At 75.2% G+C, this 25,359-nt stretch carries 19 protein-coding genes; 8 read left to right on the forward strand and 11 right to left on the reverse strand.

Going from position 1 to position 25,359, the window contains the following annotated elements; all coding sequences use genetic code 11:
- The 3 genes from CHC04_RS11335 to CHC04_RS11345 all read left to right on the forward strand — a co-directional run.
- Positions 1-356: zinc-binding dehydrogenase (locus tag CHC04_RS11335; RefSeq protein WP_141233650.1), on the forward strand; the 356-nt coding region annotated here is incomplete at its 5' end.
- A complete protein-coding gene (locus CHC04_RS11340) occupies positions 353-973 on the forward strand; it encodes an MBL fold metallo-hydrolase (RefSeq protein WP_089404074.1) in 621 nt (206 codons plus the stop codon). The genes CHC04_RS11335 and CHC04_RS11340, both read left to right, overlap by 4 nt.
- On the forward strand, positions 963-1,838 hold the full coding sequence (locus CHC04_RS11345) for a methylenetetrahydrofolate reductase (protein WP_217897315.1): 876 nt from the start codon (positions 963-965) through the stop codon (positions 1,836-1,838). The genes CHC04_RS11340 and CHC04_RS11345 overlap by 11 nt, the downstream gene beginning before the upstream one ends.
- A gap of 69 nt (positions 1,839-1,907) precedes the next feature.
- Here the strand turns inward: CHC04_RS11345 and CHC04_RS11350 are convergent, their stop codons facing one another.
- Positions 1,908-3,029 (reverse strand): aromatic ring-hydroxylating oxygenase subunit alpha, encoded by a 1,122-nt coding sequence (locus CHC04_RS11350; RefSeq protein WP_089404075.1) that lies wholly within the window; start codon positions 3,027-3,029, stop codon positions 1,908-1,910.
- 221 nt (positions 3,030-3,250) lie between these two features.
- Positions 3,251-4,051, reverse strand: a complete 801-nt coding sequence (locus CHC04_RS11355) for an IclR family transcriptional regulator (protein ID WP_089404076.1) — start codon at positions 4,049-4,051, stop codon at positions 3,251-3,253.
- Positions 4,052-4,180: 129 nt separating this feature from the next.
- On the opposite strand from CHC04_RS11355, the gene CHC04_RS11360 reads away from it, so the two are divergent.
- Together CHC04_RS11360 and CHC04_RS11365 are read left to right on the forward strand one after the other, a co-directional pair.
- The gene (locus CHC04_RS11360; protein WP_089404077.1) at positions 4,181-4,501 is read left to right on the forward strand and encodes a bifunctional 3-phenylpropionate/cinnamic acid dioxygenase ferredoxin subunit; all 321 of its coding nucleotides are present in this window, start codon (positions 4,181-4,183) and stop codon (positions 4,499-4,501) included.
- Positions 4,498-5,670: an NAD(P)/FAD-dependent oxidoreductase gene (locus CHC04_RS11365; RefSeq protein WP_089404078.1), complete on the forward strand. Its 1,173-nt coding sequence runs from the start codon at positions 4,498-4,500 to the stop codon at positions 5,668-5,670. Before CHC04_RS11360 ends, CHC04_RS11365 begins: the two co-directional genes overlap by 4 nt.
- Before the next feature lie 537 nt (positions 5,671-6,207).
- Here the strand turns inward: CHC04_RS11365 and CHC04_RS11370 are convergent.
- Together CHC04_RS11370 and CHC04_RS11375 are read right to left on the reverse strand one after the other, a co-directional pair.
- Positions 6,208-8,052: a BCCT family transporter gene (locus CHC04_RS11370; protein WP_245817127.1), complete on the reverse strand. Its 1,845-nt coding sequence runs from the start codon at positions 8,050-8,052 to the stop codon at positions 6,208-6,210.
- Positions 8,053-8,382: 330 nt separating this feature from the next.
- Positions 8,383-9,906: an MFS transporter gene (locus CHC04_RS11375; RefSeq protein ID WP_089404079.1), complete on the reverse strand. Its 1,524-nt coding sequence runs from the start codon at positions 9,904-9,906 to the stop codon at positions 8,383-8,385.
- A gap of 171 nt (positions 9,907-10,077) precedes the next feature.
- Between CHC04_RS11375 and CHC04_RS11380 the strand changes: the two genes are divergently transcribed.
- Positions 10,078-10,644: a TetR/AcrR family transcriptional regulator gene (locus tag CHC04_RS11380; RefSeq protein ID WP_176449959.1), complete on the forward strand. Its 567-nt coding sequence runs from the start codon at positions 10,078-10,080 to the stop codon at positions 10,642-10,644.
- A gap of 313 nt (positions 10,645-10,957) precedes the next feature.
- Here CHC04_RS11380 and CHC04_RS11385 read toward each other — a convergent pair whose 3' ends face one another.
- From CHC04_RS11385 to CHC04_RS11395, 3 genes are all read right to left on the reverse strand, one after another.
- Positions 10,958-11,800: an alpha/beta fold hydrolase gene (locus CHC04_RS11385; RefSeq protein ID WP_089404081.1), complete on the reverse strand. Its 843-nt coding sequence runs from the start codon at positions 11,798-11,800 to the stop codon at positions 10,958-10,960.
- A gap of 124 nt (positions 11,801-11,924) precedes the next feature.
- Positions 11,925-12,845 (reverse strand): alpha/beta hydrolase, encoded by a 921-nt coding sequence (locus tag CHC04_RS11390; RefSeq protein ID WP_089404377.1) that lies wholly within the window; start codon positions 12,843-12,845, stop codon positions 11,925-11,927.
- A gap of 118 nt (positions 12,846-12,963) precedes the next feature.
- Complete coding sequence (locus CHC04_RS11395; protein ID WP_089404082.1) at positions 12,964-13,158, reverse strand: hypothetical protein; 195 nt, start codon at positions 13,156-13,158, stop codon at positions 12,964-12,966.
- Positions 13,159-13,508: 350 nt separating this feature from the next.
- Here CHC04_RS11395 and CHC04_RS11400 point away from each other — a divergent pair, with 350 nt between their 5' ends.
- A complete protein-coding gene (locus tag CHC04_RS11400) occupies positions 13,509-16,103 on the forward strand; it encodes a DUF4062 domain-containing protein (protein ID WP_089404083.1) in 2,595 nt (864 codons plus the stop codon).
- A gap of 27 nt (positions 16,104-16,130) precedes the next feature.
- Here CHC04_RS11400 and CHC04_RS11405 read toward each other — a convergent pair whose 3' ends face one another.
- A complete protein-coding gene (locus CHC04_RS11405; RefSeq protein WP_141233770.1) occupies positions 16,131-17,555 on the reverse strand; it encodes a M1 family aminopeptidase in 1,425 nt (474 codons plus the stop codon).
- A gap of 261 nt (positions 17,556-17,816) precedes the next feature.
- Between CHC04_RS11405 and CHC04_RS11410 the strand changes: the two genes are divergently transcribed.
- Positions 17,817-19,037 carry an alpha/beta hydrolase gene (locus tag CHC04_RS11410; protein ID WP_141233771.1) on the forward strand — a complete coding sequence of 407 codons (1,221 nt, stop codon included), beginning with the start codon at positions 17,817-17,819 and terminating at the stop codon, positions 19,035-19,037.
- Positions 19,038-19,063: 26 nt separating this feature from the next.
- Here the strand turns inward: CHC04_RS11410 and CHC04_RS11415 are convergent, their stop codons facing one another.
- The 3 genes from CHC04_RS11415 to CHC04_RS11425 are packed head-to-tail and all read right to left on the reverse strand — an operon-like array spanning position 19,064 to position 25,276.
- Positions 19,064-19,783 (reverse strand): BPL-N domain-containing protein, encoded by a 720-nt coding sequence (locus CHC04_RS11415; protein ID WP_217897316.1) that lies wholly within the window; start codon positions 19,781-19,783, stop codon positions 19,064-19,066.
- Entirely contained in the window at positions 19,770-21,125 is a 1,356-nt protein-coding gene (locus tag CHC04_RS11420; RefSeq protein WP_089404086.1) for a heparan-alpha-glucosaminide N-acetyltransferase domain-containing protein, read from the reverse strand. Before CHC04_RS11420 ends, CHC04_RS11415 begins: the two co-directional genes overlap by 14 nt.
- Positions 21,122-25,276, reverse strand: a complete 4,155-nt coding sequence (locus CHC04_RS11425) for a Pls/PosA family non-ribosomal peptide synthetase (protein ID WP_217897317.1) — start codon at positions 25,274-25,276, stop codon at positions 21,122-21,124. Before CHC04_RS11425 ends, CHC04_RS11420 begins: the two co-directional genes overlap by 4 nt.
- Positions 25,277-25,359 lie beyond the last annotated feature (83 nt).

A 25,359-nucleotide genomic window follows, 5' to 3' on the forward strand; every position in this document is an offset into this window, starting at 1 on the left:
GGTTCGGGGTGGACGTGGCCATCGACGCCGTCGGCCGCCCGGAGGTGTTCGAGCAGGCCTTCTACGCCCGCGACCTGGCCGGGCGCGTGGTGCTGGTCGGGGTGCCCACCCCGGAGATGCGGCTGACCCTGCCGATGATCGAGCTGTTCGGCCGCGGCGGGGCGCTGAAGTCGAGCTGGTACGGCGACTGCCTGCCCTCCCGGGACTTCCCGATGCTGGCCGACCTCTACCGGCAGGGCCGCTTCCCGCTGGCCGACTTCGTCACCGAGACCATCGGCCTGGACGACGTGGAGGCCGCCTTCGCCAAGATGCACCGCGGCGAGGTGCTGCGCTCCGTGGTGGTGTTCGAGAAGTGACCGCCCGCATCGAGAAGACCGTCGTCTCCGGGGTGTTCAGCCTCGACGGGCAGGACTTCGACGTCGACAACAACGTCTGGCTCGTCGGCGACGACGCCGAGGTGCTCGTCATCGACGCCCCGCACCGCGCCGGGCCGATCGTGCAGGCCATCGGCGGGCGGCGGGTGACCGCGATCGTGCTCACCCACGGGCACAACGACCACATCACCGCCGCGGTCGACCTGCGGGCGGCCACCGGCGCGCCGGTCTGGTTCCACCCCGCCGACACGATGCTGTGGGACGTGGTCCACGGCGAGGTGCACCCCGAGGCCCGCCCCGACGAGGCGCTGGCCGAGGGCACCCGGTTCCGGGTGGCCGGCACGAGCCTGACCACGCTGCACACCCCCGGTCACTCCCCGGGCAGCAGCTGCCTGCACGCTCCCGACCTGGCCGCGGTGTTCACCGGGGACACGCTGTTCTGCGGCGGGCCGGGCGCCACCGGCCGCTCGTACAGCGACCACCCGACGATCGTGCGGTCGATCCGCGCCAAGCTGCTAACCCTGCACGGCGACACCGTCGTGCACACCGGGCACGGCGAGGACACGACCATCGGAGCGGAGCTCGGCCGTGTCGGCTGAGGGCGGCGTCGTCCTCGACGCGCGGGTCGCGCTGGAGGCCGCGCTGCGGGGGGCCAGTTACGAGGTCCTGCCGCTGCGGGGGACCGAGGAGGCGGTCGTCGAGCACGTCCCCCGCAGCGTCCCCCTGACCGTGACGGTGACCCAGTCCAGGGGCCTCACGCCCACGCTCGACCTGGCCGAACGCCTCGCCGGCCACGGGTTCGCGGTCAGCCCGCACCTGGCCGCCCGGCTCGTCCGCGACGCGACGCACCTGTCCGACGTCGTCGCGCACCTGCACGCCGCGGGCGTCGACGGCGTGTTCGTCGTCGGAGGCGACGCCCCGGAGCCCGCGGGGACGTTCACCGACGCCCTCGGTCTGCTCGAGGCGCTGGAGACCGCCGGCCACTCCTTCCGGCACGTGGGGATCGGCGGCTACCCCGAGGGGCACGGGCACATCAGCCCGGCGCTGATCGAACGCGCCCTCGAGCGCAAGGCCCCGCACGCCGGCGAGGTCATCACCCAGCTGTGCTTCTCCGCCGCGGCGATCACGGCGTGGGCGCGGCAGGTCGCGCTGCGGGGTGTCGACCTGCCGATCCGGATCGGCCTCCCGGGCGCGGTGACGCGCCAGAAGCTGGTGCGCATCTCCGCCGGCCTCGGACTCGGCCAGTCGGCCCGGTTCCTGTCGAAGCAGCACAGGCTGATCTGGCGCTTCCTCCTCCCCCACGGCTACCGGCCGGACCGGCTCGTCGACGGTCTCGCCCCTGCCCTCGGGCAGCCCGGGCACCACCTGCGGGGCTTCCACTTCTCCACCTTCAACGAGGTGGCGCGGACGGAGGCCTGGCGGCAGGACCGGCTGGCCCGCCTGTCCGGCGACGGCACGGGGTAGCGGATCCGCCGCTCCCACGCCGAGGGGCCGGGAGGACCTCGTCCTCCCGGCCCCTCGGGGTGTCCCGCCTCAGCCCGACAGGCGCTGGGTCAGCCACTCGTGGAAGGCGCCGATGTGGTGCTCGGAGGGCACGAGCACGCCACCGTTGGCGTAGGCCCGCGAGGACATGGCCGGCTGCGTGCGCTCGCAGGCCGCGAAGTCCTGCTCGTTGACCCGGTGGAACAGCTCCACCGACCGGGACACGTCCCTGCCCGACTCCACCACGTCGCGGGAGTAGAGCCAGTCGCACTCCACGATCGTGCGGTCCTCCGCGACCGGGAACATCCGGTGGAAGACCACGTGGTCGGGCACCAGGTTGACGAAGACCGTCGGCCGGACGGTGATGGCGTAGTAGCGGCGGTCCTGGTCCTCGGCGACGCCGGGGAGCTTGTCGAAGCCCTCGCCGCCGTCGACGGTGAAGCCCTGGACCTCCTTCCCGAACTCCGCGCCGTGCCCGACGAAGAACTGCGCGGCGTAGCCGTCGGCGAACTCCGGGAGCACCTCGGTCAGCTCAGGGTGGATGGTCGCGCAGTGGTAGCACTCCATGAAGTTCTCGATGATGAGCTTCCAGTTGGCCTTCACGTCGTAGGTGATGCGACGGCCCACGGTGAGCGAGTCCAGCTCGTAGCGGTCGATGGACTCCACGTCCCCCAGCCGCTCGGTGACGGCGCCCACCACGTCGTCCTCGAACGACGGGGGCTCCGTCGCCAGACACACCCAGGCGTAGCCGAGCCACTCCCGCAGGTGGACCGGCACCAGCCCGTACTGGACCCGGTCGACGTCGGGCATCTTCGTCAGGTTCGGGGCCGCGATCAGCTTGCCGTCGAGGTCGTAGGTCCAGGCGTGGTACGGGCACTGGAAGGCGCGCTTGACCGCACCCGAGTCCTCCGTGCAGATCTGCGCCCCGCGGTGCCGGCAGACGTTGAGGAACGCGCGCAGCCCGCCGTCCCGGCTGCGGACGACGAGGACGCTCTCCCTGCCCACCTGGACCTTCCGGAAGGAGCCGGGGGTCGGCAGGTCACTCGAGCGCACGACGCAGAACCACATGTCCTCGAAGACGTGCGCCTGCTCCAGCGCGAAGACGGCCGGGTCGGTGTAGTAGTGACCCGGCAACGTGGAGATGAGGCTCGCGGGCTGTTCGGTGGTGGTCATACGGCACCTCGGGGTTCCGTCGGGCGATGTGAGCACTGCGCCGGAAGTCGCACGACCCCAGGGTCTGCGACCAACCACGGTCGTCATCCGCCAGCGAGCTCCAGACGACCGGTGTGTTGCACATTACTCAGCAGCTCGCGCAGGACGCAACAATCCCGCGACAGTCTCCTGCCGCTGCCGCCACCCGGACCCCCGGGACCGACCCGACCCCGCGGGTGGGCTCAGCGGGACGGGCCGAAGAACCCCAGCCGCCGGCTCAGCTCCTCGGCGCCGGCGCACACCCGCCGGGCCAGCGCGGGGAAGTCCTGCGACGCCATGCGGAAGGACGGCCCCGAGACGCTGAGCGCCGCGACCACGTCGCCGTCCGCGCCCCGGACCGGGGCGGCGACGGCGCTGAGCCCGACCTCGTACTCCTCGACGGTGCACCCCCAGCCCTGCTCGGCGATCCGGTCGAGGTCCTGCCGCAGCGCCTCCGGGTCGGTGATCGTGGCGGGGGTGAACCGCTGCAGGTCCCGGGAGAGCACGTCCTTGCGGACGGCGTCGGCAGCGTGGGCCAGCAGCACCTTGCCGCTCGACGTCGCGTGCAGCGGCGTGCCCTGCCCCACCCAGTTGTGCGTGCTGAGCGCGGCCGGCCCGCGGGCCTGGCTGACGTTCACCGCACGGTCACCGTCGAGGATGGCGATGTTGACCGTCTCCTCGAGGTCGGCCGCCAGGGCCTCGCAGATCACTCGCCCCTCCCGGGCGATGTCCAGCTGGACGGCGGCGGCGCCGGCGAGGCGCACGACGCCGAAGCCCAGCCGGTACTTGCCGCGATCGGCCAGCTGCTCGACGAAGCCCCGGCTCTCGAGGACCGCGACCAGCCGGAAGGCGGTGGACTTGTGCACGCCCAGCTCGGCGGCCACCTCCGTGACCCCGGCCTCCCCGTGCGCCGCGAGGATCTCGAGGACGCTCAGCGCACGGTCCACGGACTGGACCGCGGCGACCGAGTTCCGCTCTCCGTTCGCACCCTGCGGCCCGCTCATGGCGTCAGCGTAGGTCGCCGGCCGGGCGAGACCCCGGCCTCTCTTGACGGGCAGGATCGACCTCGCCCATGCTGTTGCGTCATCGGCACAGTGTTGCATAAAGCGCAACGAGATGAGCCTGGAGCGCCCATGATCCCGGTCTGCCCCACGACCGCACTGCCGCCCGGCGAGGCGATCCGCGTCGAGGGCGACGAGCCCATCGCCGTCTTCAACGTCGACGGCGAGTTCTACGCCATCGACGACACGTGCACCCACCAGGACGCCTCGCTGGCCGACGGCTGGCTGGACGGCTGCGCGGTGGAGTGCCCGCTGCACGCCTCGTGCTTCGACCTCCGCACCGGGAAGGTGTCCGGCCCCCCGGCCAAGACGCCCGTCCGCACGCACCGGGTCGTCGTGGCCGACGGCGTGGTCCACGTGCAGCCCGGGGTCGCCGCGGAGGGCGCCGCGTGAGCACCACGATCGCCGTGGTCGGGGCCTCCCTGGCCGGCCTCTCCGCCGCCCGGGCACTCCGCGACCAGTCCTACGACGGCCGCATCGTGGTGATCGGCGACGAGGTGCACGCCCCCTACGACCGGCCGCCGCTGTCCAAGGAGTTCCTGGCCGGCACGGCGTCACGGCAGGACATCGCCCTGGGCGCCCCCGACGACGAGGACCTGCAGCTGGAGTGGCGGCTGGGGACCACGGCGGTCGGCCTGGACTCCCTCGGCCGCTCGGTGCGGCTCGCGGACGGCAGCGCGGTCCGCGCCGATGGCGTCGTCCTCGCCACGGGCGCCCGCGCCCGGCGACTGCCCGGCGGCGACGGCCTCGACGGCGTGCACGTGCTGCGCTCCCTCGACGACGCGATCGCCCTGCGGGAGGACCTGGCCGTCGCCGAGCGCCTCGTCGTGATCGGTGCCGGGTTCATCGGGGCCGAGGTCGCCGCGACGGCCCGCACGCTCGGACTGGACGTCACCGTCGTCGAGACGCAGCCGGTCCCGCTCGCCGGCCCGCTGGGCGCCGACCTGGGCGCGGTCTGCGCCCAGCTGCACGCCGACCACGGCACCCGGCTGCTCGTCGGCACCGGGGTCGCCGGGCTCGTCGGCACCGGCAGGGTCGAGGCCGTCGAGCTGACCGACGGCACGCGCCTGCCCGCCGACGTGGTGGTCGTGGGGATCGGCGCCGCGCCGAACACCGAGTGGCTCACCCACTCCGGCGTGGCCCTCGGCAACGGCGTCCTCACCGATGCGCGCGGCGCCACCACCGTCCCCGGCGTGGTCGCGGTCGGTGACTGTGCCGCGACCTGGTCGGTCGCCGCCGGGCGGCACGTCCGCACCGAGCACTGGACCAACGCGCTCGAGCAACCGGCCACGGCGACCGCCGCCCTGCTGGGCGCCGGGGGGCCGGCTCCCACTCCCGTGCCCTACTTCTGGTCCGACCAGTACGGCGCCCGCATCCAGTTCGCCGGGTCGCGCCGCGAGGGGGACGTCGTCCGCCTGGTCGAGGGCAGCTTCGCCGACCGCAGCTTCCTGGTGGCCTACGAGCGTGACGGGCACCCGGTGGCCGTCCTCGGGATGAACCAGCCCCGCCTGTTCACGCGGTGGCGCCGGCAGCTGCGCTCGGCGGTACCGACGGCGTCCTGACGCCGACGCCGGTACCACCCCGGCCGGGGGTCGTCCCCGAAACGGCTCGCGCGCCACTCCCGCACCCGGTCCGGCCGACCGCAGCGTCGGCCGGGCCTCGCCGCGGTCGACGGGGTCCGACGAGGGCCCGGCGATGCGCCGTCCGCGGGCCACCGCCGCGCCTGGCGTCGTGCCCCGTCGGCGCTCCGGCGTCGACGCCCCCTCTGGACGCCCCCCTCGACGCCGTCCCGGCCCGGGCACGGGCGTGACCGGCCACCCGCACGGCCCCGTCACCGACGGGTCGCGCGTGCCCCGTGCCGCCCTCCGCCCCGCGGTCGGCCCGGAGGAGACCCCGCCGTGAGGACCCGCGACGCCCCGGCCGTGCGTGGTGCCGGGGCCGGACGCACGCCGACCCGGGGGTCGGCGTGCGGCGGAGGCACCCGGGTCCCGCCGGTCACGCGCCGCAGGGGGCTGCGCCCGACACGGCGGAGCCTCCCGGCACCGGGGCGGCGTGCAGCGGCTCCGGTGCCGGGAGGCTCTCCTCCCGCGAGCGAGGGGTCAGTCGCGTGGATCCGACGGCCGGCCCATCGCCTCCGCCCTCGGCTGCGTCCGCGCGGGGACGGACGGGCCGTCCCCGGGCGATGCCACGAAGTTGCCGCCCGGGGAGGGCGGCACCTGGCCGTCCGTTCCCGGGCTGCCCACGGGCGGCTGTCCCGGGTCGGCGGTCGTGGCGCCCGACGACGGGTCCGGCGTCTTCTCCACGACCAGGACGAAGTCGTCGCCGTGGCGACTGATGCCGTCGACGACGGCCTGCTCGATCGCCAGGGAGGCGTAGTTGCCGCGCAGGACGATCGGGTCGTGCCGGAGGTCCTTCACCAGGCTCACCGCCAGTGCCGCCATCACCAGGGCGAAGGGCAGCGCCGCGATGATCGTCAGGTTCTGCAGCCCAGTCAGCGCGGCCCCGTCCTCGCCCAGCAGCAGCATGATCGCGGCCACCGACCCCATCACGACGCCCCAGAAGACGACGACCCAGCGGCTGGGCTCCAGGGTGCCGCGCTGCGAGAGCGACCCCATGACGATCGAGGCCGCGTCCGCGCCGGACACGAAGAAGATCGCCACGAGGACCATCACCAGCACGGTCGCGGCAGTGGCCAGCGGGTACTGCTCCAGGACGGCGAACAGCTGGCCCTCGGTGGTGCCCTGACCGGCGATGTCGGCGCCGCCGCGCTGGGCGGCGATCCCGGCCCCGCCGAACACCGCGAACCACAGCAGGCTGACCAGGCTGGGCACCAGGAGCACGCCCGTGACGAACTGGCGGATGGTGCGGCCGCGGCTGATGCGGGCGATGAACAGACCGACGAACGGCGTCCAGCTGATCCACCAGGCCCAGTAGAAGACCGTCCAGCCGCGCAGCCAGGTGGCCATCGCGTCGCCACCGGTGGCCTCGGTGCGCGCGGCCATCTCGCCGAGGTCGGAGAAGTAGCTGCCGACCGCGTCGGGGATCAGGTTCAGGATGAAGATCGTCGGACCGAGGACGAAGACGAACACCGCGAGCAGCAGCGCCAGGACCATGTTGGTGTTGGACAGCCACTGGATCCCGCGCTCGATGCCGGAGACGGCCGAGGCGACGAAGGCCGCCGTCAGGATCGCGATGATCGCGACCAGGACGCCGTTGCCGACGTCCCCGGCCCAGCCGAGGATCTCCACCCCGCTGCCGATCTGCAGGGCACCGAGGCCCAGGGACGCGGCCGAGCCGAACAGCGTGGCGAAGATGGCGAGGACGTCGATGACGCGGCCGGCCGGCCCCTCGGCCCGCCGGCGGCCGAGCAGCGGGATGAAGGCGGAGCTGATCAGCTGCCGGCGGCCCTTGCGGAAGGTGCCGTAGGCGATGGCCAGCCCGACGACGGCGTACATCGCCCACGGGTGCAGCGTCCAGTGGAACAGCGTGGTCGCCATCGCCGTCTGGATCGCCTCCGACGACTCCGCCTCGGTGGTGAGCGGAGGCGGCGAGACGTAGTGCGACAGGGGCTCGGCGACCCCGAAGAACATGAGGCCGATGCCCATGCCCGCGCTGAACATCATCGCGATCCACGAGACGGTGCGGAACTCCGGCCGCTCGGTGTCCCGTCCCAGCGGGATCCGCCCGTACTTGCCGGCCGCCAGCCAGATGACGTAGATGACGAACGCCGAGGCGAGCAGCACGAACAGCCAGCCCAGGTTGCCGGTGATCCAGCCGAGGGCCGACGTGCTGGCGGTGCCGAGACCCGTCGGGCTCACGAAGCCCCAGGCGACGAAGCCCAGCGCCATGACCGCGGCGATGGCGAACAGCACCCTGTCCACGGCCCAGTGGCTGTCGGCGACACAGGGCGGCGGCTCGGCGATCGCCGGGTGGGTGCCGGTCACGGTCACGTCCGTCGCGTGCACGGCCGGGCGGTCCGCGGCGGCCGGCGCACCCCTGCCGGACGGCGGATCGGCCCCCACGGCTCCTGACTGGCCCGCCCGGGGAGGAGACGAGGCGGACTTCCGCGGATTCTCCATGACGATCCCCATCTCTGTTGCGTCATTCGAAACCGGCTTCGCATGAGGGAACCAGAGAGTCGACAAGGGAACAAGAGCCGAACGTGACCTTTTACACAGCCGCAGTCCCAGGGAAACGCTCCGGGACGCCGGGCGCGACTCGGCGGCGACCGCGACCGGGGAGCCGGCCGGCGGGACCCGTGCGGCGGTGGCGCCTCAGGTGTGCGGCGTGCGCGACCGGGTCGAGGGGATCACCCGCCAGGCCGTTCCCGCCGCCACCGCGAGCAGGGCGGCGGCGCCGAGCGAGGTGACCTGCACGGCCCAGGTGAACGCGTCCCGGGCGGCCGCGAGCGCCTCGCCGTCGAGCCCTCCACCGGCCCTCGCCAGCGACTCCCGCGCCGCGCCGCCGACGTCACTGGGCAGCTGCGCGCGGTAGAGCACGGTCTGCAGCGACCCGAGGAGGGCGATCCCGAGCGCGGCACCGAGCTCGTAGGAGGTCTCCGACAGCGCCGACGCGGTCCCGGCGCGGTGCGGGGGCACCGCGCCGACGGCGGCGTCGGTGCTCAGCGTGAACGCCAGCCCGAACCCGGCGCCGAGCACCACCAGCGCGACGGCCAGCCCCGGGTAGCCGGGCAGCGACCCGGCGCCGGCGAGGGCCAGCATGCCGACCGCCGACAGGGCCAGCCCGAGGCCGATCGCCCGGCCCAGCCCCGCCCGGGCGACCAGGGGCCCGACCACGACGAGCACGCCCAGGGAGGCCAGCGTCAGCGGCAGCTCCCGCAGCCCCGCCTCCAGCGCGGTGTGCCCGCGTACGAGCTGCAGGTACTGGGAGAAGAAGTACAGCAGCCCCATGAGCGCGAACAGCGCGATCAGCTGGCTGGCCAGGGCGCCGGAGAAGGCGCGGGAGGCGAACAGCCCGAGGTCGACCAGCGGCGAGGGGATCCGCCGCTGCCGCCGGACGAAGAGCACCGCGGCCAGCACCCCGGCCAGCGCCGTCGCCCCCGCGACCGGTGTGGGGCCGGAGCCGACGACCTCCTTGACCGCGTAGACCACGGCCAGGACGGCGACCACCGACTGCACGGCGCCGAGGACGTCGAGCCGCCCGGGCCGCGGATCGCGCGACTCCGGCAGCAGGAGCCATCCCCCGACCAGCAGCACCGCCACCACCGGCAGGTTGACGAGGAAGACCGACCCCCACCAGAAGTGCTCCAGCAGCACCCCGCCCACCAGCGGGCCGAGCACGGCACCGCCGGAGGCCGCGGCGCTCCACAGCGCGATGGCGCGGGTCCGCTGCTGGGCGACCGGGAACAGGTTGCGGATCAGCGACAGCGTCGAGGGCATGAGCGTCGCCGCGGCGACGCCCAGCGCCGCCCGGGCGGCGACCAGGGTCGCCGGGTCCGGCGCGAACGCCGCGACGGCGGAGGCGACACCGAAGGCGGCGCTGCCGACGAGCAGCACCCGCTTGCGGCCGAAGCGGTCGGCGAGCCCGCCCATGAGCACCAGCAGCCCGGCCAGGGCGAAGCCGTAGACGTCGCCGATCCACAGCAGCTGCCCGGCGGTGGGCTGCAGCTCCGCGGAGAGGGCGGGCACCGCGAGGGCGAGCACGGTGCCGTCGACGGCCAGCAGCACCACGGCGAGGACGAGCACCGCCAGCGCCGCCCACTCGCGGGCCCCGGCCGGGCGGGCCTCCCCCTCCCGGGCGGCCGGGACCGCGGCGGACGGCGGGGCGACGCTGCTCATGAGAGGCAGCATACCGACCAGACGGTTTGTTACCTGCGGTGAGCCGTGGCCCGGGACACGGTCGGGCGGTGGGTCACCGGTCCGCCCGGCGGCCCGTGCGGCACCCTGGTCCCGCTCCCGACCGGAGAGCAGACCGCCGAGCGGCCGTCCACGCCGCCCGAGGAGGGAACCGTGCCGGGACCGCTGCGCGACGCCGCCCGGACGCGCCGCGCGCTGCTCGACGCCGCCGCGCGCTCGGTGGTCGTGCACGGCGCCGGCGTCAGCCTCGACACGGTCGCCCGGGAGGCCGGCGTCTCCAAGGGCGGCCTCATGCACCACTTCAGGAGCAAGGACGAGCTGCTCGGGGCGCTCGCCGACGACCTCTTCGAGCAGTTCACGCGGGCCGTCGAGGACCGGGTCGACCCCGACGACGTCGCTCCCGGGCGCCGGCTGCGCGCCTACGTGCACGCCACGTTCGACGACCTCGAGCGACGGGAGGAGGCCGTCGAGCTGGCCACCCTGCTGGCCACGCTCGGCTCGTTCCCCGAGGCCGCCCGCCGGTCGCAGGACCGGTACCGGCACTGGAACGAGTCCCTGGCCGAGGACGGCGTCGACCCCCAGCGGGTGCTCCTGGTGCTCCGGGCCTGCGACGGCGTGTCGATCGCCCCGCTGTTCGAGGGGCCGCTGGGTCGCGACGAGCTGGCCACCACCCGCGACCTGCTGCTCGCGCTCACCCGCGGCGAGGGCCCGCCGGCCTGAGGGACGCCGTCGCCGACCGGCGTCCCCGGTCCCCGCTCACGACCGGCCCGTCGCGCGGAGGGCGACGTCCCGCAGGGCCGCCCGCACGGCCTGGACTGCGGGGTCTCCCGCCCGGCCGCGGCGCGCCGCCGTGACGATCCGCCGGTACGTCCGCCGTCCTGGCAGCGGCCGGGCGTCCACGCGCGGACGCCGGCCGCCCAGGCCAGGTCGGGGAGGAGCGGCGCCCGACGCTCCACCACCGGCGCGCGCCCTCCCGGAGCGGGGCATCCGCGAACCGCCACGGGGACCGGATCGGCGAGCCGGTCCCCGGGGCTCAGGATCGGCCGGTCGGCCCGTCGCCGGCCAGGAAGGCCAGCAGGTCGGCGTTGAACTCCTGCTCGTAGGCGCCGTGGAGACCGTGCGGGGCGCCCGGGTAGACCTTCAGCGTCGCGGTGGGCACCAGCTCGATCGACTTCCGGGCGGCCGCCACGATCGGCACGATCTGGTCGTCGTCGCCGTGGGCGATCAGCGTCGGCACGTCGATGGCCTCCAGGTCCTCGGTCAGGTCGGTCTCGGAGAACGCCGCGATGCAGTCGTAGGCGCCCTTGTAGCCCACGGTCATGCACTGCAGCCAGAACTCGTCCCGCTTGCCCTGCGAGACGGTGGAGCCGGGCCGGTTGGCGCCGTAGAAGGACGCCGACAGGTCGCGGTAGAACTGCGAGCGGTCACCGGCCACCCCGGCCCGCAACCCGTCGAACACCGACCGTGGCAGGCCCTCGGGGTTGGCGTCGGTCTGCAGCATCAGCGGCGGGATGGCACCCAGCAGCACGGCCTTGGCCACCCGGGCGGTGCCGTGCCGGCCCATGTAGCGGGTGACCTCTCCCCCGCCGGTGGAGTGCCCGACCAGCACGACGTCGTGCAGGTCCAGGTGCTCGATCAGCCCGGCCAGGTCGTCGGCGTAGGTGCTCAGGTCGTTGCCCTCCCACGGCTGGGAGGAGCGGCCGCCGCCGCGCCGGTCGTGGGCGATCGCCCGGTAGCCGGCCGAGGCGACCAGGTCGAGCTGCGGGTCCCAGGCGTCGGCGGTCAGCGGCCAGCCGTGGCTGAACACGACCGGCTGACCGGAGCCCCAGTCCTTGTAGTAGATGTCGACGCCGTCCTTGGTCGTGTAGGTCCCCATCTCGTCTCCCGGTGTCGGACTGCGGTGGCCCCCGACGTCACGGTCGTGCCCCCGGCTCGGACTCGCGCCCGGGGATGCCCCTGGTCGACCGACGGGCGCGGTGCCCGGCGGGAGCGCGCCGGGGTCAGCCCGGACCTGCCGGCGTCGTCCCCGCGGCACCCGATCGCCGCGTACGGGGGCGGCGCGGCCGATCCGCGTCGCCGCGCAGGCACCGCTCGACGAAGTCGAGCGCCGTCCGGGCGACCTCGTGCCAGCCGGAGTCGATCGTGAGGGAGTGGCCCCGGTCCGGGACCTCCACGATCTCGGTCACGGCGGGGTTGTGCCGCTGCCGCTGGTAGGCCGCGTGCGCGATCGCCCACGGCACCGTGTGGTCCCGCTCCCCCTCGATGATCAGCAGGGGCCCGCGGTCGGGGTTCCTCGTGTCGACCCTGGCCTGCGTCCACGGGTTGAGGTTCGCGTTGGCCATCTGCACGAGCGCGAGCCCGGAGCCGGCGACGTGGTGGCGGTCGTAGAGCTCCCTCGCCTCGTCCTCGTCGAGCGCGTTCGCCCAGCCGTACCGGAACTGGTCGAAGGTCAGCGTGATCGCCCGGCTGCGGGTGCGCGGATCGACCAGGAACGGGCCGATCCCCCGGAGCACGGAGACCGGGAGGGGGAGGACGCCGCGGAAGACCCCGGGGTCGATCGCCACCGTGACCGCCGACAGACCCCGGCCCGCGAGCACCTGCGCCAGCAGCCCCCCGGTCGAGTGCCCCATGACCACCGGCCGCCGGTCCAGTGCCTCGACGACCTCGGCGGTGTGGTCGGCGACCTGCCGCAGGGACTTCCGGGCGAGGACGTCCGGGTCCGCCCGGGCCTGCTCCACCGTCTCGGGGTCGTCGGGCCAGTCCGGCGTCAGCGTCGGGTGGCCGGCTGCCTGGAAGAGGTCCACCCAGGGCGCCCAGCTGCTCGGCAGCAGCCACAGGCCGTGGACGAGGACCACCGGGGTGGCGCCGGCGGCGTTGGCCGCCCGGATCTCCTGCGCCTCCCGCTCGGACACCGATGTCATGACGGACTCCTCCCCGGTCGGGCGCGCGTCGCCCGACGCGTCGTGCGGGCCCGCTCGCCGGCTCAGCGCGGTGCGGTGGGCGCCCGCCACGGCCGCCGGGGCGGCGTACCGGTCGCGGTCAGGGGCTGCCCCCCATCCGGTCGGTCAGCGTGTCCAGGCTGACGCCGACCGACTCGAAGGCCGCCGCCGCGACGGCGAAGTCGACCGGGTAGGGCAGGGCGAGCAGGCGGGCCTCCTGCTCCGGGCGGAGGCGCACGAGCCGCAGCAGGTCCACGACGTGCTGACGGGTGATGACCGATCGGCTCAGTTGCATCGGGGACTCCCCGGGTGCTCGGCCGGGTGGACCACCGGCCGGGTCCCCCGGCCGGGCCCGCCCCACCACGAAGGACGCACGCAGGAGCGTAGACCCTCCTCCTCGCCGCCGGACCCGGCGCGAGCCCACCACTCAGGTGCCGGTGGACGGGGAGGCCGGGACGGCGACGCCGGAGCACACCATGGACGCCCGCGGGTCTCCCGGCAGGCCCGGGACCGGGGACCGGGCGGGCAAGGCCCGGGACCCGGGAGCGGCCGGAAGCCCCTACCCAGGCCGGGTCGCGGTCGGGACGCTGTCCCCACGCCGCCGGACCGCCGGACGTCGACGGCGCCCCTCCCCGAGGAGGACGCATGACGGTGCAGGAGCAGGGCACGGTCGTGATCCGGACGCCCGACCAGCGGCTGCGGGTGTTCGTGAGCTCCACCCTCACCGAGCTCGCCGGGGAGCGTGCCGCGGTGGCGCGGGCCATCGCGGCGCTGCGGCTCACGCCGGTGATGTTCGAGCTCGGCGCCCGGCCGCACCCACCCCGTGAGCTGTACCGGGCGTACCTGGCGCAGTCGGACGTCTTCATCGGTCTCTACTGGCAGCGGTACGGCTGGATCGGCCCCGACATGGACGTCTCGGGCCTGGAGGACGAGTTCCGGCTGTCCGGCTCGATGCCGCGGCTGCTGTACGTCAAGGAGCCGGCGCCCGAGCGCGAGGCCCGGCTGACGGCCATGATCGGCGAACTCCAGTCGGAGGGGACCGACTCCTACCGTCCGTTCCGCACCCCCCGGGAGCTGGCCCGGCTGGTCCGCGACGACCTGGCCCTGCTGCTGAGCGAGCGGTTCGCGACGGCGGAGCGGGCGGCCGACACCGCGGGCTCCTCCCCGGGGTCCCCGCCCGCGGACCGGCCGGGGACGCGGTCCCTGCCGCTGACGTCGACGTCGCTGATCGGGCGCGAGCAGGACATCGCCGCCGTCGCGGCGCTGCTGGCCTCCCCCGAGGCGCGCCTGGTGACGCTGACCGGACCGGGAGGGGTGGGCAAGACCCGGCTCGCGGTCGCCGTGGCCGAGCGGGTGCAGGCCCGCTACCCGCGCGGGGCGGTGTTCGTCCCCCTGGCCTCCGTCGACGACCCGGCGCGGGTGCTGCCGCGCGTCGCCGCCGTCCTCGGCCTCCCGCCCGACGCCGCGCGCCCACCCCTGGAGGCGCTGGCCGAGCACCTCGCGGAGGCGCCGACGCTGCTCGTCCTGGACAACCTCGAACAGGTCGTGGCCGTCGCCGCCGACCTCGACGGCCTGCTGGCGCGCTGCCCCGGCCTCACGATCCTGGCCACGAGCCGCACCGCCCTGCGGCTGCGGGCCGAGCGGGAGTACGCGGTGGGGCCGCTGACGGTGCCGGAGCCCTCCCACCTGCCGACGACGGAGGAGCTGGCCGCGCTCCCCGCCGTCCGGCTGTTCGTCGACCGGGCTCGCGCCGTCCGCTACGACTTCGCGCTCACCGAGGACAACGCGCCGGCGGTGGCCGAGATCTGCCGGCGCCTCGACGGGCTGCCGCTGGCCATCGAGCTCGCGGCCGCGCGCACCCGGCTGCTGCCCCCCGACGCGCTGCTCGCGCGGCTCGGCACCCGCCTCGACGCCCTGGGGTCCGGGCCGGTCGACCTGCCCGAGCGCCAGCGCACGCTCCGCGCGGCCGTCGAGTGGAGCGTCGGCCTGCTGACCGAGGCCGAACGGCGGATGCTGGCGACCCTGTCGGTCTTCGCCGGGGGCTGGAGCGCCGAGGCCGCCGCGCACGTCTCCGGCCTGCCCGAGGACGCCACCCTGGACCTGCTCGACGCCCTCGCCCGGCACAGCCTGGTCACCATCGACCTCACCGACGCCGGTCCCCGGTTCCGCATGCTGGCGGCGGTGCGGGAACTGGCCGCCGAGCGCCTCGCCGGCAGCCCGGACGCCCACGACGTGGCCCGGCGCCACGCCCGGTACTTCGGCGGGCTCGTGGAGCACGCCGACTGGCCCACCGAGCGCCAGGGCGAGTGGGCCGCCCGCCTGCGCACCGAGGAGGAGAACCTCCGGGTCGCCATCCGGTGGTTCCTCGCGCACGACATCACGCCGCTCCCCCACGTCTTCCGCATCCTCTGGCTGTTCTGGCAGATGCGCGGGCGCATGCCGGAGGGCCGGGCGTGGATCGACGAGGTCCAGCTGCGGGCCGGTGCACTGGACGACCGGGGCCGGGCCGAGCTGCTGCTCACCTCGGCCGTCACCGCCGTGGAGGTCGGCGACGACGACCGTGCGCTCACCGCCGTCGACGGGCTGCGCGCCCTGGAGGGCCGGTTCGACGACCCGTACCTGGTCGACTCCGCGCAGCTGGCCGTCTCGTGGATCCTCCCCATCACCGGGGACCTCGACGGCGCGCTGCAGGTCGCGTCGTCGGCTCTCGACGGCCTCCGCCGCCAGAACGAGCCCTTCGCCGCCTTCGCCGCCCTGACGGTCGGCATGCTGGAGATGGCGCTGGACAGGGACCACGCCGCCCGTGCCCACCTCGCGGAGGTCGACGAGCACGGGGGGCGGCTGGACAACGAGTGGCTGACGGCGACGGCCCGCACCCAGCTCGCCACCCTCGCGGTGCGGTCCGGCGACCTGGACGAGGCCCAGACGCTGCTGGCCGCCGCCACGGACGGGGGCGAGGACGCCGAGGTGAGCACGCTGACCCTCACCTTCGCCCTGGTCGCCGCCGCCGGGCTCGCGCTGGCCCGCGGCGACGCCCGGCGCGCCGCGACCGCCCTCGGCGCGGCCGACGGGCTGCGCCGGCGGGCGGGGCTGCGGGCCTGGCCGTCGGCGCGGCCGGGTGAGGCGGCCCTGGCCGCCCGCGTGGCGGACGCCGTGGACGCCTCCGGCTTCGCCGACGCCTTCGCCGCCGGCGCGGGGCTCGACCACCGCCGTGCGGTCGCCCTGGTCCGCGGCCGGTAGCCGACCCCCGGGCTCCTGCCCGGGGGCTCAGGGCAGGGCGCCGACGTCCCGGAGGACCGCGAGGACCTCCGGCAGGTCGGCGAACGTTTCGCGGACGTCCTCGGGCTCGGCGACGGTGTGGGCGTTCTCCGCGACGTACCGGGCCAGCGCGGCGTCGAACGCGTCGTGGCCCGCGCGGTCGCGGGCCTCCACCAGCGCGGCGCCGCCGAGGGTGTAGACGGTGTCGTAGTAGGTGCTGCTGGGCCGCTCGAACTCCGCGGCCCAGTAGGTCATCGACCCGCCCACCGGCGGGGCGTCCCCGTCCGACCCGTGGACGTAGGGCTCGTCGTCGTCGGCCACCACCTGGGCGAACGTCGCGAACGACTCGTCCAGCCACGGGTGCTCGCCCTGGTCGTTGCCCACCAGCCCGTAGAACCACATGTGCGCGAGCTCGTGCGTCACCAGCCCGCGGCGCTCGGCCGGGTCCACGTCACCGAACTGGATCGCCCCGGGGAACTCGATGCCGCTGGACTGGCTGGAGAGCACCACCACCCACAGGTCCTCGTAGGGGAAGGGGCCCAGCAGGTCGACGAGGTCGCCGGTGGACGCCTCGATCTGGTCCAGCCAGTCCTCGCCGTCCGCCTCCTCCACGTCCCGGTCGAGGCCCACGCGCACGCGGACGCCGCCGATCGTCCGCTCGCTGACGTCGAGGTCCCCGACCGCGACGGCGACGTCGCGCACCGCCGGGGCGGTGAAGCGGTGCACGGTCGTCCCGTCGGGACCGTCCTCCGTCCCCTCCGCCTGCCCGGCGCCGAGGACCTCGTGGCCCGACGGCGCGGCCACCTCCATCGACCGCAGCCGGAAGTCCTCGCTCACCGCGGTCTCCCCGGCGACCGGGACGGCGGGACCGCGCTCCCAGCCCCGCCCGCGCTCCCACGCCAGGAGGGGGAACGCCGTGGCGAACCAGGCGACCTCCGCGTCGGAGGAGGTCCCGACCCGCTCGTCGACCTCCTCGCCGAGCACGACGTCGAAGCGCAGCTCGGCGGTCAGGGTCTCCCCCGCCGCCACGCACTCCTCGAGCGGGACCTCGACCAGGGTGCCGGGTGCGTCCTCCGGCGCGCCGGCGGCGACCTCGCGGAACCCGGCGTCCCGGCCGTCGACGCGCACACCGGTCACCGTCAGCGAGCTGCCCGCGTCCGCGGTGGCGGGCTTGTTCGGCCAGGCCCGGAAGACCAGCTCGCAGGTGTCCAGGTCGGGGGTGAACTCGACGACCTCCCGCCCGGCGACCGAGCCGAGGTCCTCGGCGACGTCGAAGCGCAGGTCCACCACCGGGCGGTCGGGCCAGGGCTCGGCGAGCTCGGTCCCCAGGGCGTCGGGCTTCGGCTCCGCGTCCGGGGCCGTCGCGGTGCACCCGCTCGCCAGCACCACCGACCACGCCAGGACGACCGTGGACCACCGTCGTCCTCCGCGCATCCCCGTCCTCGTGAGCTGGCCACCGGGTGGCTCCGACCGGATCTCCCCCGATCATCCCCGAAGCGCCCGACACGCGGGACGGTCGACGAACGTGGCGCCGGTCATCGGCAGGCGCACCGCGGCCCGTGGGGCGGGTGTTCCGGACGGGACGAGTGTGACCCATCCCGCTCTGGTCGACGCGGAGTTGATCTGTCAGCCTCGTAGCGTCACAGTGCAATCACGGTCCGTCGTCACGGCGGACGTCCGGAGGCTTCCCCACCCGTGCGCAGTTCCCTCTCCGCGGCCGGTCGTCGGGCCGGCGTGCTCGCGGCCGCGGCTCTCGTCTGCCTGACCACCGCCGCCTGCGACCCCGCCGGCCTGCAGCTCGGCGCCACCGCCCCGTCCGGTGCCCCCGACGCGAGCAGCCAGGCGGGGACCGCGTCGTCGGCTCCCCTCGCCGACGCCGCCCCGAGCAGCACCGTCCCGGCGCCCGTGCCCACCCCGCCGGCGGAGGTCCCCGCCGAGGCGACGGTCCAGCCCCCGGTCGAGGCGCCGGTCGAGACCCCGGCGGCCGAGGCCACCGAGCCCACCGAGCCCACCGAGGCCGCCGAGGCGCCGGTGGACGACGCGGTCACCGACGAGGCCGACGACGTCGTGGCCGAGGACGTGCCCGCAGCGCCGCAGGCCGCCGCGGCCGCCGGCACCGGGCGCAGCGGCGCCGCCCCGACGGCGGGCCGCTCGTCGGGCGCACCGGCGTCCGCCGCAGCGGCGGCGACCGCGGCCGGCGGCTCCACCGGTGGCTCGGGCGGGTCGTACACCGACCAGCCGCGCCAGTCGTTCCGGGCCGGCAACGGGCAGACCGGCAACTACCTGGTCTACGCCGGCGGGATCGACCCGGCGCGTGCGGTGGGCCTAGTCGTCTACGTCGACGGGACCGGCGAGTACGGCGTCGACAACCCCGACTCCTCCTACGCGCTCGGCGGCCCGTCGGGGCTGGTCGCGACCAGCCGCGCCCGCAACATGGTCACGCTGGCCGTCGAGAGCCCCAACCAGTCCTGCGAGTGCTGGCACACCGGTGACACCGCCGCCTACGCGGACTTCCTGGCCGAGCTGGTCGAGCGCCAGCTGGCCGCGTACCCGGTCACCGAGGTGTGGCTGGCCGGCTTCTCCTCCGGCGCGCAGGAGATCACCCGCTTCCTCGTGCCGCGGCACCCCGAGCTCATGCGCCTCGGCGGCGGCTGGGTGGTCTTCGGCGGCGGCGGTCCGCCGGCCGACGGCGGGGCCGCGGTGACCGCCGCCCGCATGGCCGGGGTCCGCGGCCACTGGTTCACCGGCACCGCCGACACCGCCGTCCCGCTGACCGCCTCCTGGGGCGCGCAGGCCGGGGAGCGCTTCTACGCCGACCGCGGCGTCGTCACCTCGCACGAGTGGCCGGCCGGCGTCGGCCACGGGCTCGACGGCCGGCTGGGCCGCACGGTGGGACAGCTGGTCGACGGCTCCTGACCGCCGCCCCGGGGCCGCGGGGGTCGTCAGGCCGCGCGGCCCCGGGGGCGCGCGGCCTGCAGGACCCGGTCGACCAGGTCCTGGGTGAGGTCCGCGCGGACGTCGGCGGGCACGGGCAGCCCGCTGCCGGTGTACCAGTCGGGCGTGGCCTCCGGGTGCGGCCCGACGACGCCGACCGCACCGCGCCCGAAGGGGGCGACGACGGCGGCGGGCAACCCGTTGCCGTAGGTGGCGAGCACCTCCGCCGGGCCCCGGGAGGGGTCCAGGTCGAACCACGGCCCGTCCTGGAAGTAGACCCGACGCGGGCGTCCGGCCCAGTCGACGTCGACCAGGCTGTCGCCGTCGTGGTCCGGTCGCGCGCCGGATGAGGAGATGAACCGGTCCGCGTCGCCCGGCAGCAGGCCGAAGCCCGGGGTCTCGCCGGCGAGGTAGCCGCCCAGGCAGAAGCCGAGGTAGCCGCCGCCGGACCGGACGAACTCCCGGACGGTGCCCGCCGAGCGGCGGAGCCTCCGCCAGGCCGCCCGCAGGCCACCGCCGCCGGGCTGGGCGTAGACGCGGGCCCCGGCGAGCACGGCCGGCTCCAGCGCGAGCTCCTCCCGCGGCCCGACGAAGCGGACCTCCAGGTCCCACCGGCTGCGGCGCAGCGCGGCCGCCACCGCCTCCGGGCACCCGGGGGTCGAGGCGGGGCCGCGGTAGACCAGCGCCAGGTCGCGGCCGGGCGGCCGGTCCCCCTCAGGCGCCGGCACCGGCCCGCTGCCCGCGCCCCGCCAGCACGCGTCGCCGGACCGCGCCGGTCGCCTGCGCCACGAGGTCCTCGAGCGGCCCGCGGACGTGGGAGCTGCTCCACGCGAAGGCGAAGGCCACCAGGACCAGCACCTGCAGCAGCAGGGAGGCCAGGTCGTCCTCCGGCATGAAGGGCGAGCTGAGCATCAGCAGGTGCAGGGAGTACAGCGTCAGCGTCATGCTGCCGGCCACGGCGAGCGGCCGCAGCAGGCCGGTCGTCATCCGCCCGGCGAGCAGGCAGACCCCCAGGACCGCCAGGCCCACCCCGATGGTGAACAGCAGGTCCAGCGGGGTGCTCGAGTGCGGCGCGACCGTCGCCAGCCACCACCCGGTGTCCGACGGCGTGGTGCCCGTGGGACCCCACACCAGCAGGTTCGTGTACTGGTCCTCGGTCAGCGACCGCAGCGCCACCTCCTCGAGGTCGGCGCGCCCGCCCAGGACGTCCAGGAGGACCCATGAGACCACCCGGGCGGTCACCGCGAGGGCGACGCCGGTGAGCGTGATCGCGACGACGGTCCGGCGGGAGGAGAGCGCCGCCCGGCCCACCGCGAGCCCGACGCACACGTAGGCCAGCCACGGCAGCGCGGGGTAGGTCCCGGTGAGTGCCAGCTCGGTGAGCACGCCCACCGGGTCCGAGGCGAGCTGGCCGATGGTCGTGTTGGGGGCGGTCACCAGCTCGCTGCCCGACCGCAGCACGTGGCTGAGCACCGGCATCCCGAGGGCGATGGCGCCGGCGACCAGGACGAGGGCGCGGACCGACAGCGACAGCAGCGGGATCGCCAGCAGGAACAGCAGCGCGTAGTACGGCAGGATCACCGCCGCCAGGTCCTCGGGGACCACGGCCCCGAGGACGAGGCCCACGGCGCCGATGACGAGCGCCCGCACGACGAGCGAGCTCGCGTTGGCCGCCCAGAGCCGGCCGTGCGGCCGCTCGCGACGGCCGCTGGCGAAGGCGACGCCGACGCCGGCGAGCAGGGCGAACAGCGCCGCGGACTTGCCCGCCGCCAGGGTCCAGGCCAGGGAGGGGTTCCTGCCGTCGGCGGCGACCGGGTCCATCACGTGGACGGCGATCATGCCGAGCAGCGCGACCCCGCGCGCGGCGTCGATCCCGATCAGCCGCGTCCCGGCCCGCCGGCCCGGTGACGTCGTCGCCGGGGTGCCCGAGGCGTCACCGGGCGGCTCGGGGTCGCACGCGTGCGCCAGGGCGGACGCCGGGGCCGGGGCGGACGCCGGGGCCGGGGCGGACGCCGGGGGCGGACCCGCCGTCGTCACCAGGTCCCGCTGTCCCTCTGCACTCGTCGTCATCGCCGGCTCGCCCCCGCGGGCTGCCGGCGGCCGCGCCGGGACGCAGCGGCGACCGGGGCGCGGTCGACCTTCTGGGCGGGGATGCCGCACCAGGTGGTCTCCCGGGGCAGCACCTCGCCCTTCATCGCCAGGGACATCGCGGCCAGCGTGGCGTCTCCCTCGACGACGGAGTCGTACAGGACGACGGCCTTGTCGCCGATGCTCGCGCGGTCGCGCAGGACCACGTGGTCCATCTTCATGACGCGGTCCTCGAACAGGTGGGTCTGCAGCGACGCGTTGGCGCCCACCGAGACGTCGTCGCCGATGGTGACCAGGTCGAACTCCGTGACGTAGGTGGTGTCGACCAGCGTGCGCCGGCCCACCCGGCAGCCGAAGAGGCGCAGCGCCGGGCCGAGCAGCGGCGTGCCGGTGAGGAAGGTGAGCAGCGCCGGGACCGCCGCGGCCTCGTAGACCCCGGTGACGAACTCCGTGCGGCGCACGAACCCGCTCCACAGCGGCCGCACCCGCGGCCGGTAGCGGCCCACGACGACCCACTTGAGCGCGGCCACCGCGACCACCACCAGGACGCTGGAGGTCAGGGCCACCAGCGGGGCGAGCAGGACCGTGGCCGCCGTGTTCCACGACAGCGCCAGCGAGGACAGGCCGTAGAGGGTGGCGAACGTCGCGACGGCGAGCAGGGAGCTCGGCAGGACGATGCGCAGGAACTCGATGGCGTACCGGGCGCGGACCTGCCGCCGCGAGGGCGCGTAGGTCTGGGCCTCGGTGAACTCCTCGAAGACCTCCCGGCGGGGGAGGTAGAAGGGGGGCGACCCGAGCCAGGACGTGCCGGGCTCGGTCCCGCCCGTGGGCGGCACGCTGCGGACGCCGACCAGCGAGCCCTCGCCGAGCCGCGACCCGGCGGGGACGAGAGCGGCGTTGCCCACGAAGGCCCGGGAGCCGATCTCGGTGCGGCGGAAGGCGACGTGCCCGTTGGCGTAGGTCGCGCTGCCCACGCTGGCCATGTCGGCCACGAAGCTGCCCTCGCCGAGGGTGAGCAGGTCCGGGTCGATGTTGGCGATGGTGGACACCTCGGCGCCCGCCCCGACGCGGGTGCCCAGCGCCCGCAGCCACAGCGGCGTGTAGAGGGTCGAGTACATGGTGTTGGTGAACAGCAGGCTCTGCTCGAGCAGCTTGTCCCCGAGCCACTTCTCGACGCCCAGCTGGGAGCGCAGGTGGTGCACCCCCTCCGGCGTCTCGGCGAGCACCAGGCGGCGGGCGCCCAGCAGCAGGCCGCAGGAGGCGAGGACGAACAGCGGCCCGGACAGCGCGCTGGCGAGGAACGCCGCCGCGGTGCCGAAGGTCAGCAGCGCCCACCACACGACGGCGACCACCGGCAGCAGGATCAGGAACGGCATCAGCTCCAGGAGGAGGACGCCGCCGGCGAAGCCGGCCAGCAGGCCCCGCGACCAGGAGCGCGGGGCGTCGGCGCAGCTGGCCATGAGCTCGACGACCGGGTCGATCGCCTCGGGCGCCGGCCGTGCCGGGGACCCGGCCCAGCTCTCCCCCGCCGGGACGACGTGGCCGGAGGGCAGCAGGGACTGGTCGCCGAGGATGGCGTCCTCCCCGACCTCGGAGCCGCACTCGAGCACGCTCTCGGACCCGACGACGGCGCCGGTGCCGACGGTGACGGGGGCGAGGGTGAGCACGCCCTCGGCGACGCGGTGGCCGTGCAGCTGGGTGCCGTAGCCGATCGTCGCCCCGGGGCCGACGTGCAGGAATGACGGCAGCGAGACGGCGGCCGAGCCGAGGTGGCACTCGTCGTCGACCCGGGCGCCGGCCAGGCGCAGGTAGGTCGCCGCCCAGGGGGACCCGCTGAGGACGGTCAGCGGGGAGACGGCCATCAGCTTCTGCACCGCCCACACCCGCAGGTGCGTGCTGCCCCACAGCGGGTGGTCACCGGCGCGCAGGCCGCGGCCGAGCAGCCGGGCGCCGACGACCGGGAGGACCCAGCGGAGGAGCAGGTAGGCCGACGGCAGCGCGACGGCCAGCTGGAGGACCAGGGCGATCGAGGGCTGACCGTCGTTGAGGCCGTACGCGACGGCGACGGGGAGGAGGAAGAGCAGGACGATCGCGTAGAGCACCGACACCTGCGCCGAGCCGAAGGCCAGGACCCGGCCGCGGGACGGCGGTGCCGGCCGGGGCTCGCGCGGCTCGAGCGTCGCGGTGACGTCCGAGCGGTGCGCGGCGCCGTCCTCGAGGAAGGCGGCCAGGGCGCGGACGGTCGGGTGCCGGTAGAAGTCCAGGATGGACAGCCCGGCACCCAGGTCGCTCTCCCGCATGGCGGAGACGACGTTCGCCGCCACCAGCGAGTGACCGCCCAGCGCCTCGAAGAAGTCGGCGTCGACGGAGACCGCGCCGGCGGGCAGGGAGAGCATCTCCTCCCAGAGCCCGGCGATCCACGCCTCCGCGGGGGTGGCCGGGGGCTCGTGCTGCGGGCCGGTGCGGATCAGCCGCGGCCGCGTGGGCGCGGGCAGCCGGCCGCGGTCGGCCTTGCCGCTGGGCAGCATCGGGATCGAGGTGACCACGTCGAGGTAGGACGGCACCATGTACGGCGGCAGCTGCTGCACCGCCTGCTCGTGCAGCTGGGCGACGACCTCGTCGGCGCGGGCGGTGTCGCCGTCCCGGAGCACGACGTACCCGGCCAGGTCCCCTCCGGTGTCGGCGGAGGACAGGAGGGTGACGACGGCGGCGGTGACCGCCGGGTGCTCCAGGAGCACGCTCTCGATCTCCTGCAGGTCGACCCGGTGACCGCGGACCTTGACCTCGCTGTCGGCCCGCCCGAGGTACTCGATCTCGCCGTCGGGGAGGAACCGGCCGAGGTCCCCGGTGCGGTAGATGCGCTCGCCGGGGATGCCGCGGGGGTCGGGGATGAAGCGGTCGGCGGTGAGGTCGGGCCGGTTGACGTAGCCGCGGGCCACGCCGGGACCCCCGACGCAGATCTCGCCGACCTCCCCGGCAGGCACCGGCCGCCGGTCCTCGTCGAGCAGGGTGACCCGGTAGGTGGGCAGGGGCCGCCCGATCGTCACCGGCCTGCCCGGCCGCAGCTCGGCCATGGTGCAGGTGACGGTCGTCTCGGTGGGCCCGTAGGTGTTCAGGATCCGGCGCCCCGGCCCCCACCGGTCGACCAGCTCGCGCGGGCAGGCCTCCCCGCCCACGTTCACCGTGCGGATCGCGGGCAGCAGCCGGTCCAGGGTCGCCAGCACGGTGGGGACGCAGTAGATCATCGTGATCTCGTGGTCCTCGAGGAAGTCGGCCAGTCCCGACCCCACGCGGCGGCCGTCGGTGGGACCGGCGACGAGCGTCGCGCCCACCGCCCAGGTGGGCCAGATCTCCTCGATGGAGAAGTCGAAGGCGATCGTCATGCCCTGGTACACGCGGTCGGAGGGCTCGACCCCGTACAGGGACGGCACGATGCCGATGAAGTTGCAGATGCTCGACTGGCTGATCTCCACGCCCTTGGGGCGGCCGCTCGAGCCGGACGTGTAGATGACGTAGCAGACCGGGTCGCCGTCGGACTCGGTGCCCGGACGCGCGCTCGACTGGGCCGCGAGCTCGGGGCCCACCTCGTCGAGTAGCAGGCTCTCGCAGGGCAGGGCGGCGCACGAGGCGGCGAACGACGAGTGCGTCACCACCAGGCGCAGCGCGCAGTCCTCGGCGATGTACTGCAGCCGGTCGGCCGGCGCCTCGGGGTCGATGGGGACGAACGTCGCCTCGGTCTTGGTGACGGCCAGCAGCGCGACGTAGGTGTCCACGGAGCGGTGCAGCAGGATGCCCACCCGCACGCCGCACCCCACGCCCCGGCTCGTCAACAGGTTGGCCAGGCGGTTGGCCCGCTGGTCGAGGTCGGCGTAGGAGATGCGCTCGCCGTCGCACTCCAGCGCCGTCGCCGAGGGGCGGACGTCGCAGGTGCGCTCGAAGTACCGGCTCAACCGGGTGACGCCGCTGGTCTGGCCCAGTTCGGCGACGAAGTTGTCGTGCAGCCGGTAGCCGGGAGCGGCGTCCCCGGGCGGCTCGCCGACGGGAGCCGGGACCGTGAAGTTCCCCGTGAGGTGCACGTCCTCCCGGTGGGGGAAGTCCCTGAAGTCGTGCGACCATTCATTCTGCGTCGTCATACACTCACTCTCTGCAGCCCCCGACATGACATCCGACCGACCACTAAACATGGCGCTTCGCGAGTCCCCAGGTCAGTGGCCCG

This window comes from Geodermatophilus saharensis, assembly GCF_900188205.1.
GTDB lineage: Bacteria > Actinomycetota > Actinomycetes > Mycobacteriales > Geodermatophilaceae > Geodermatophilus > Geodermatophilus saharensis.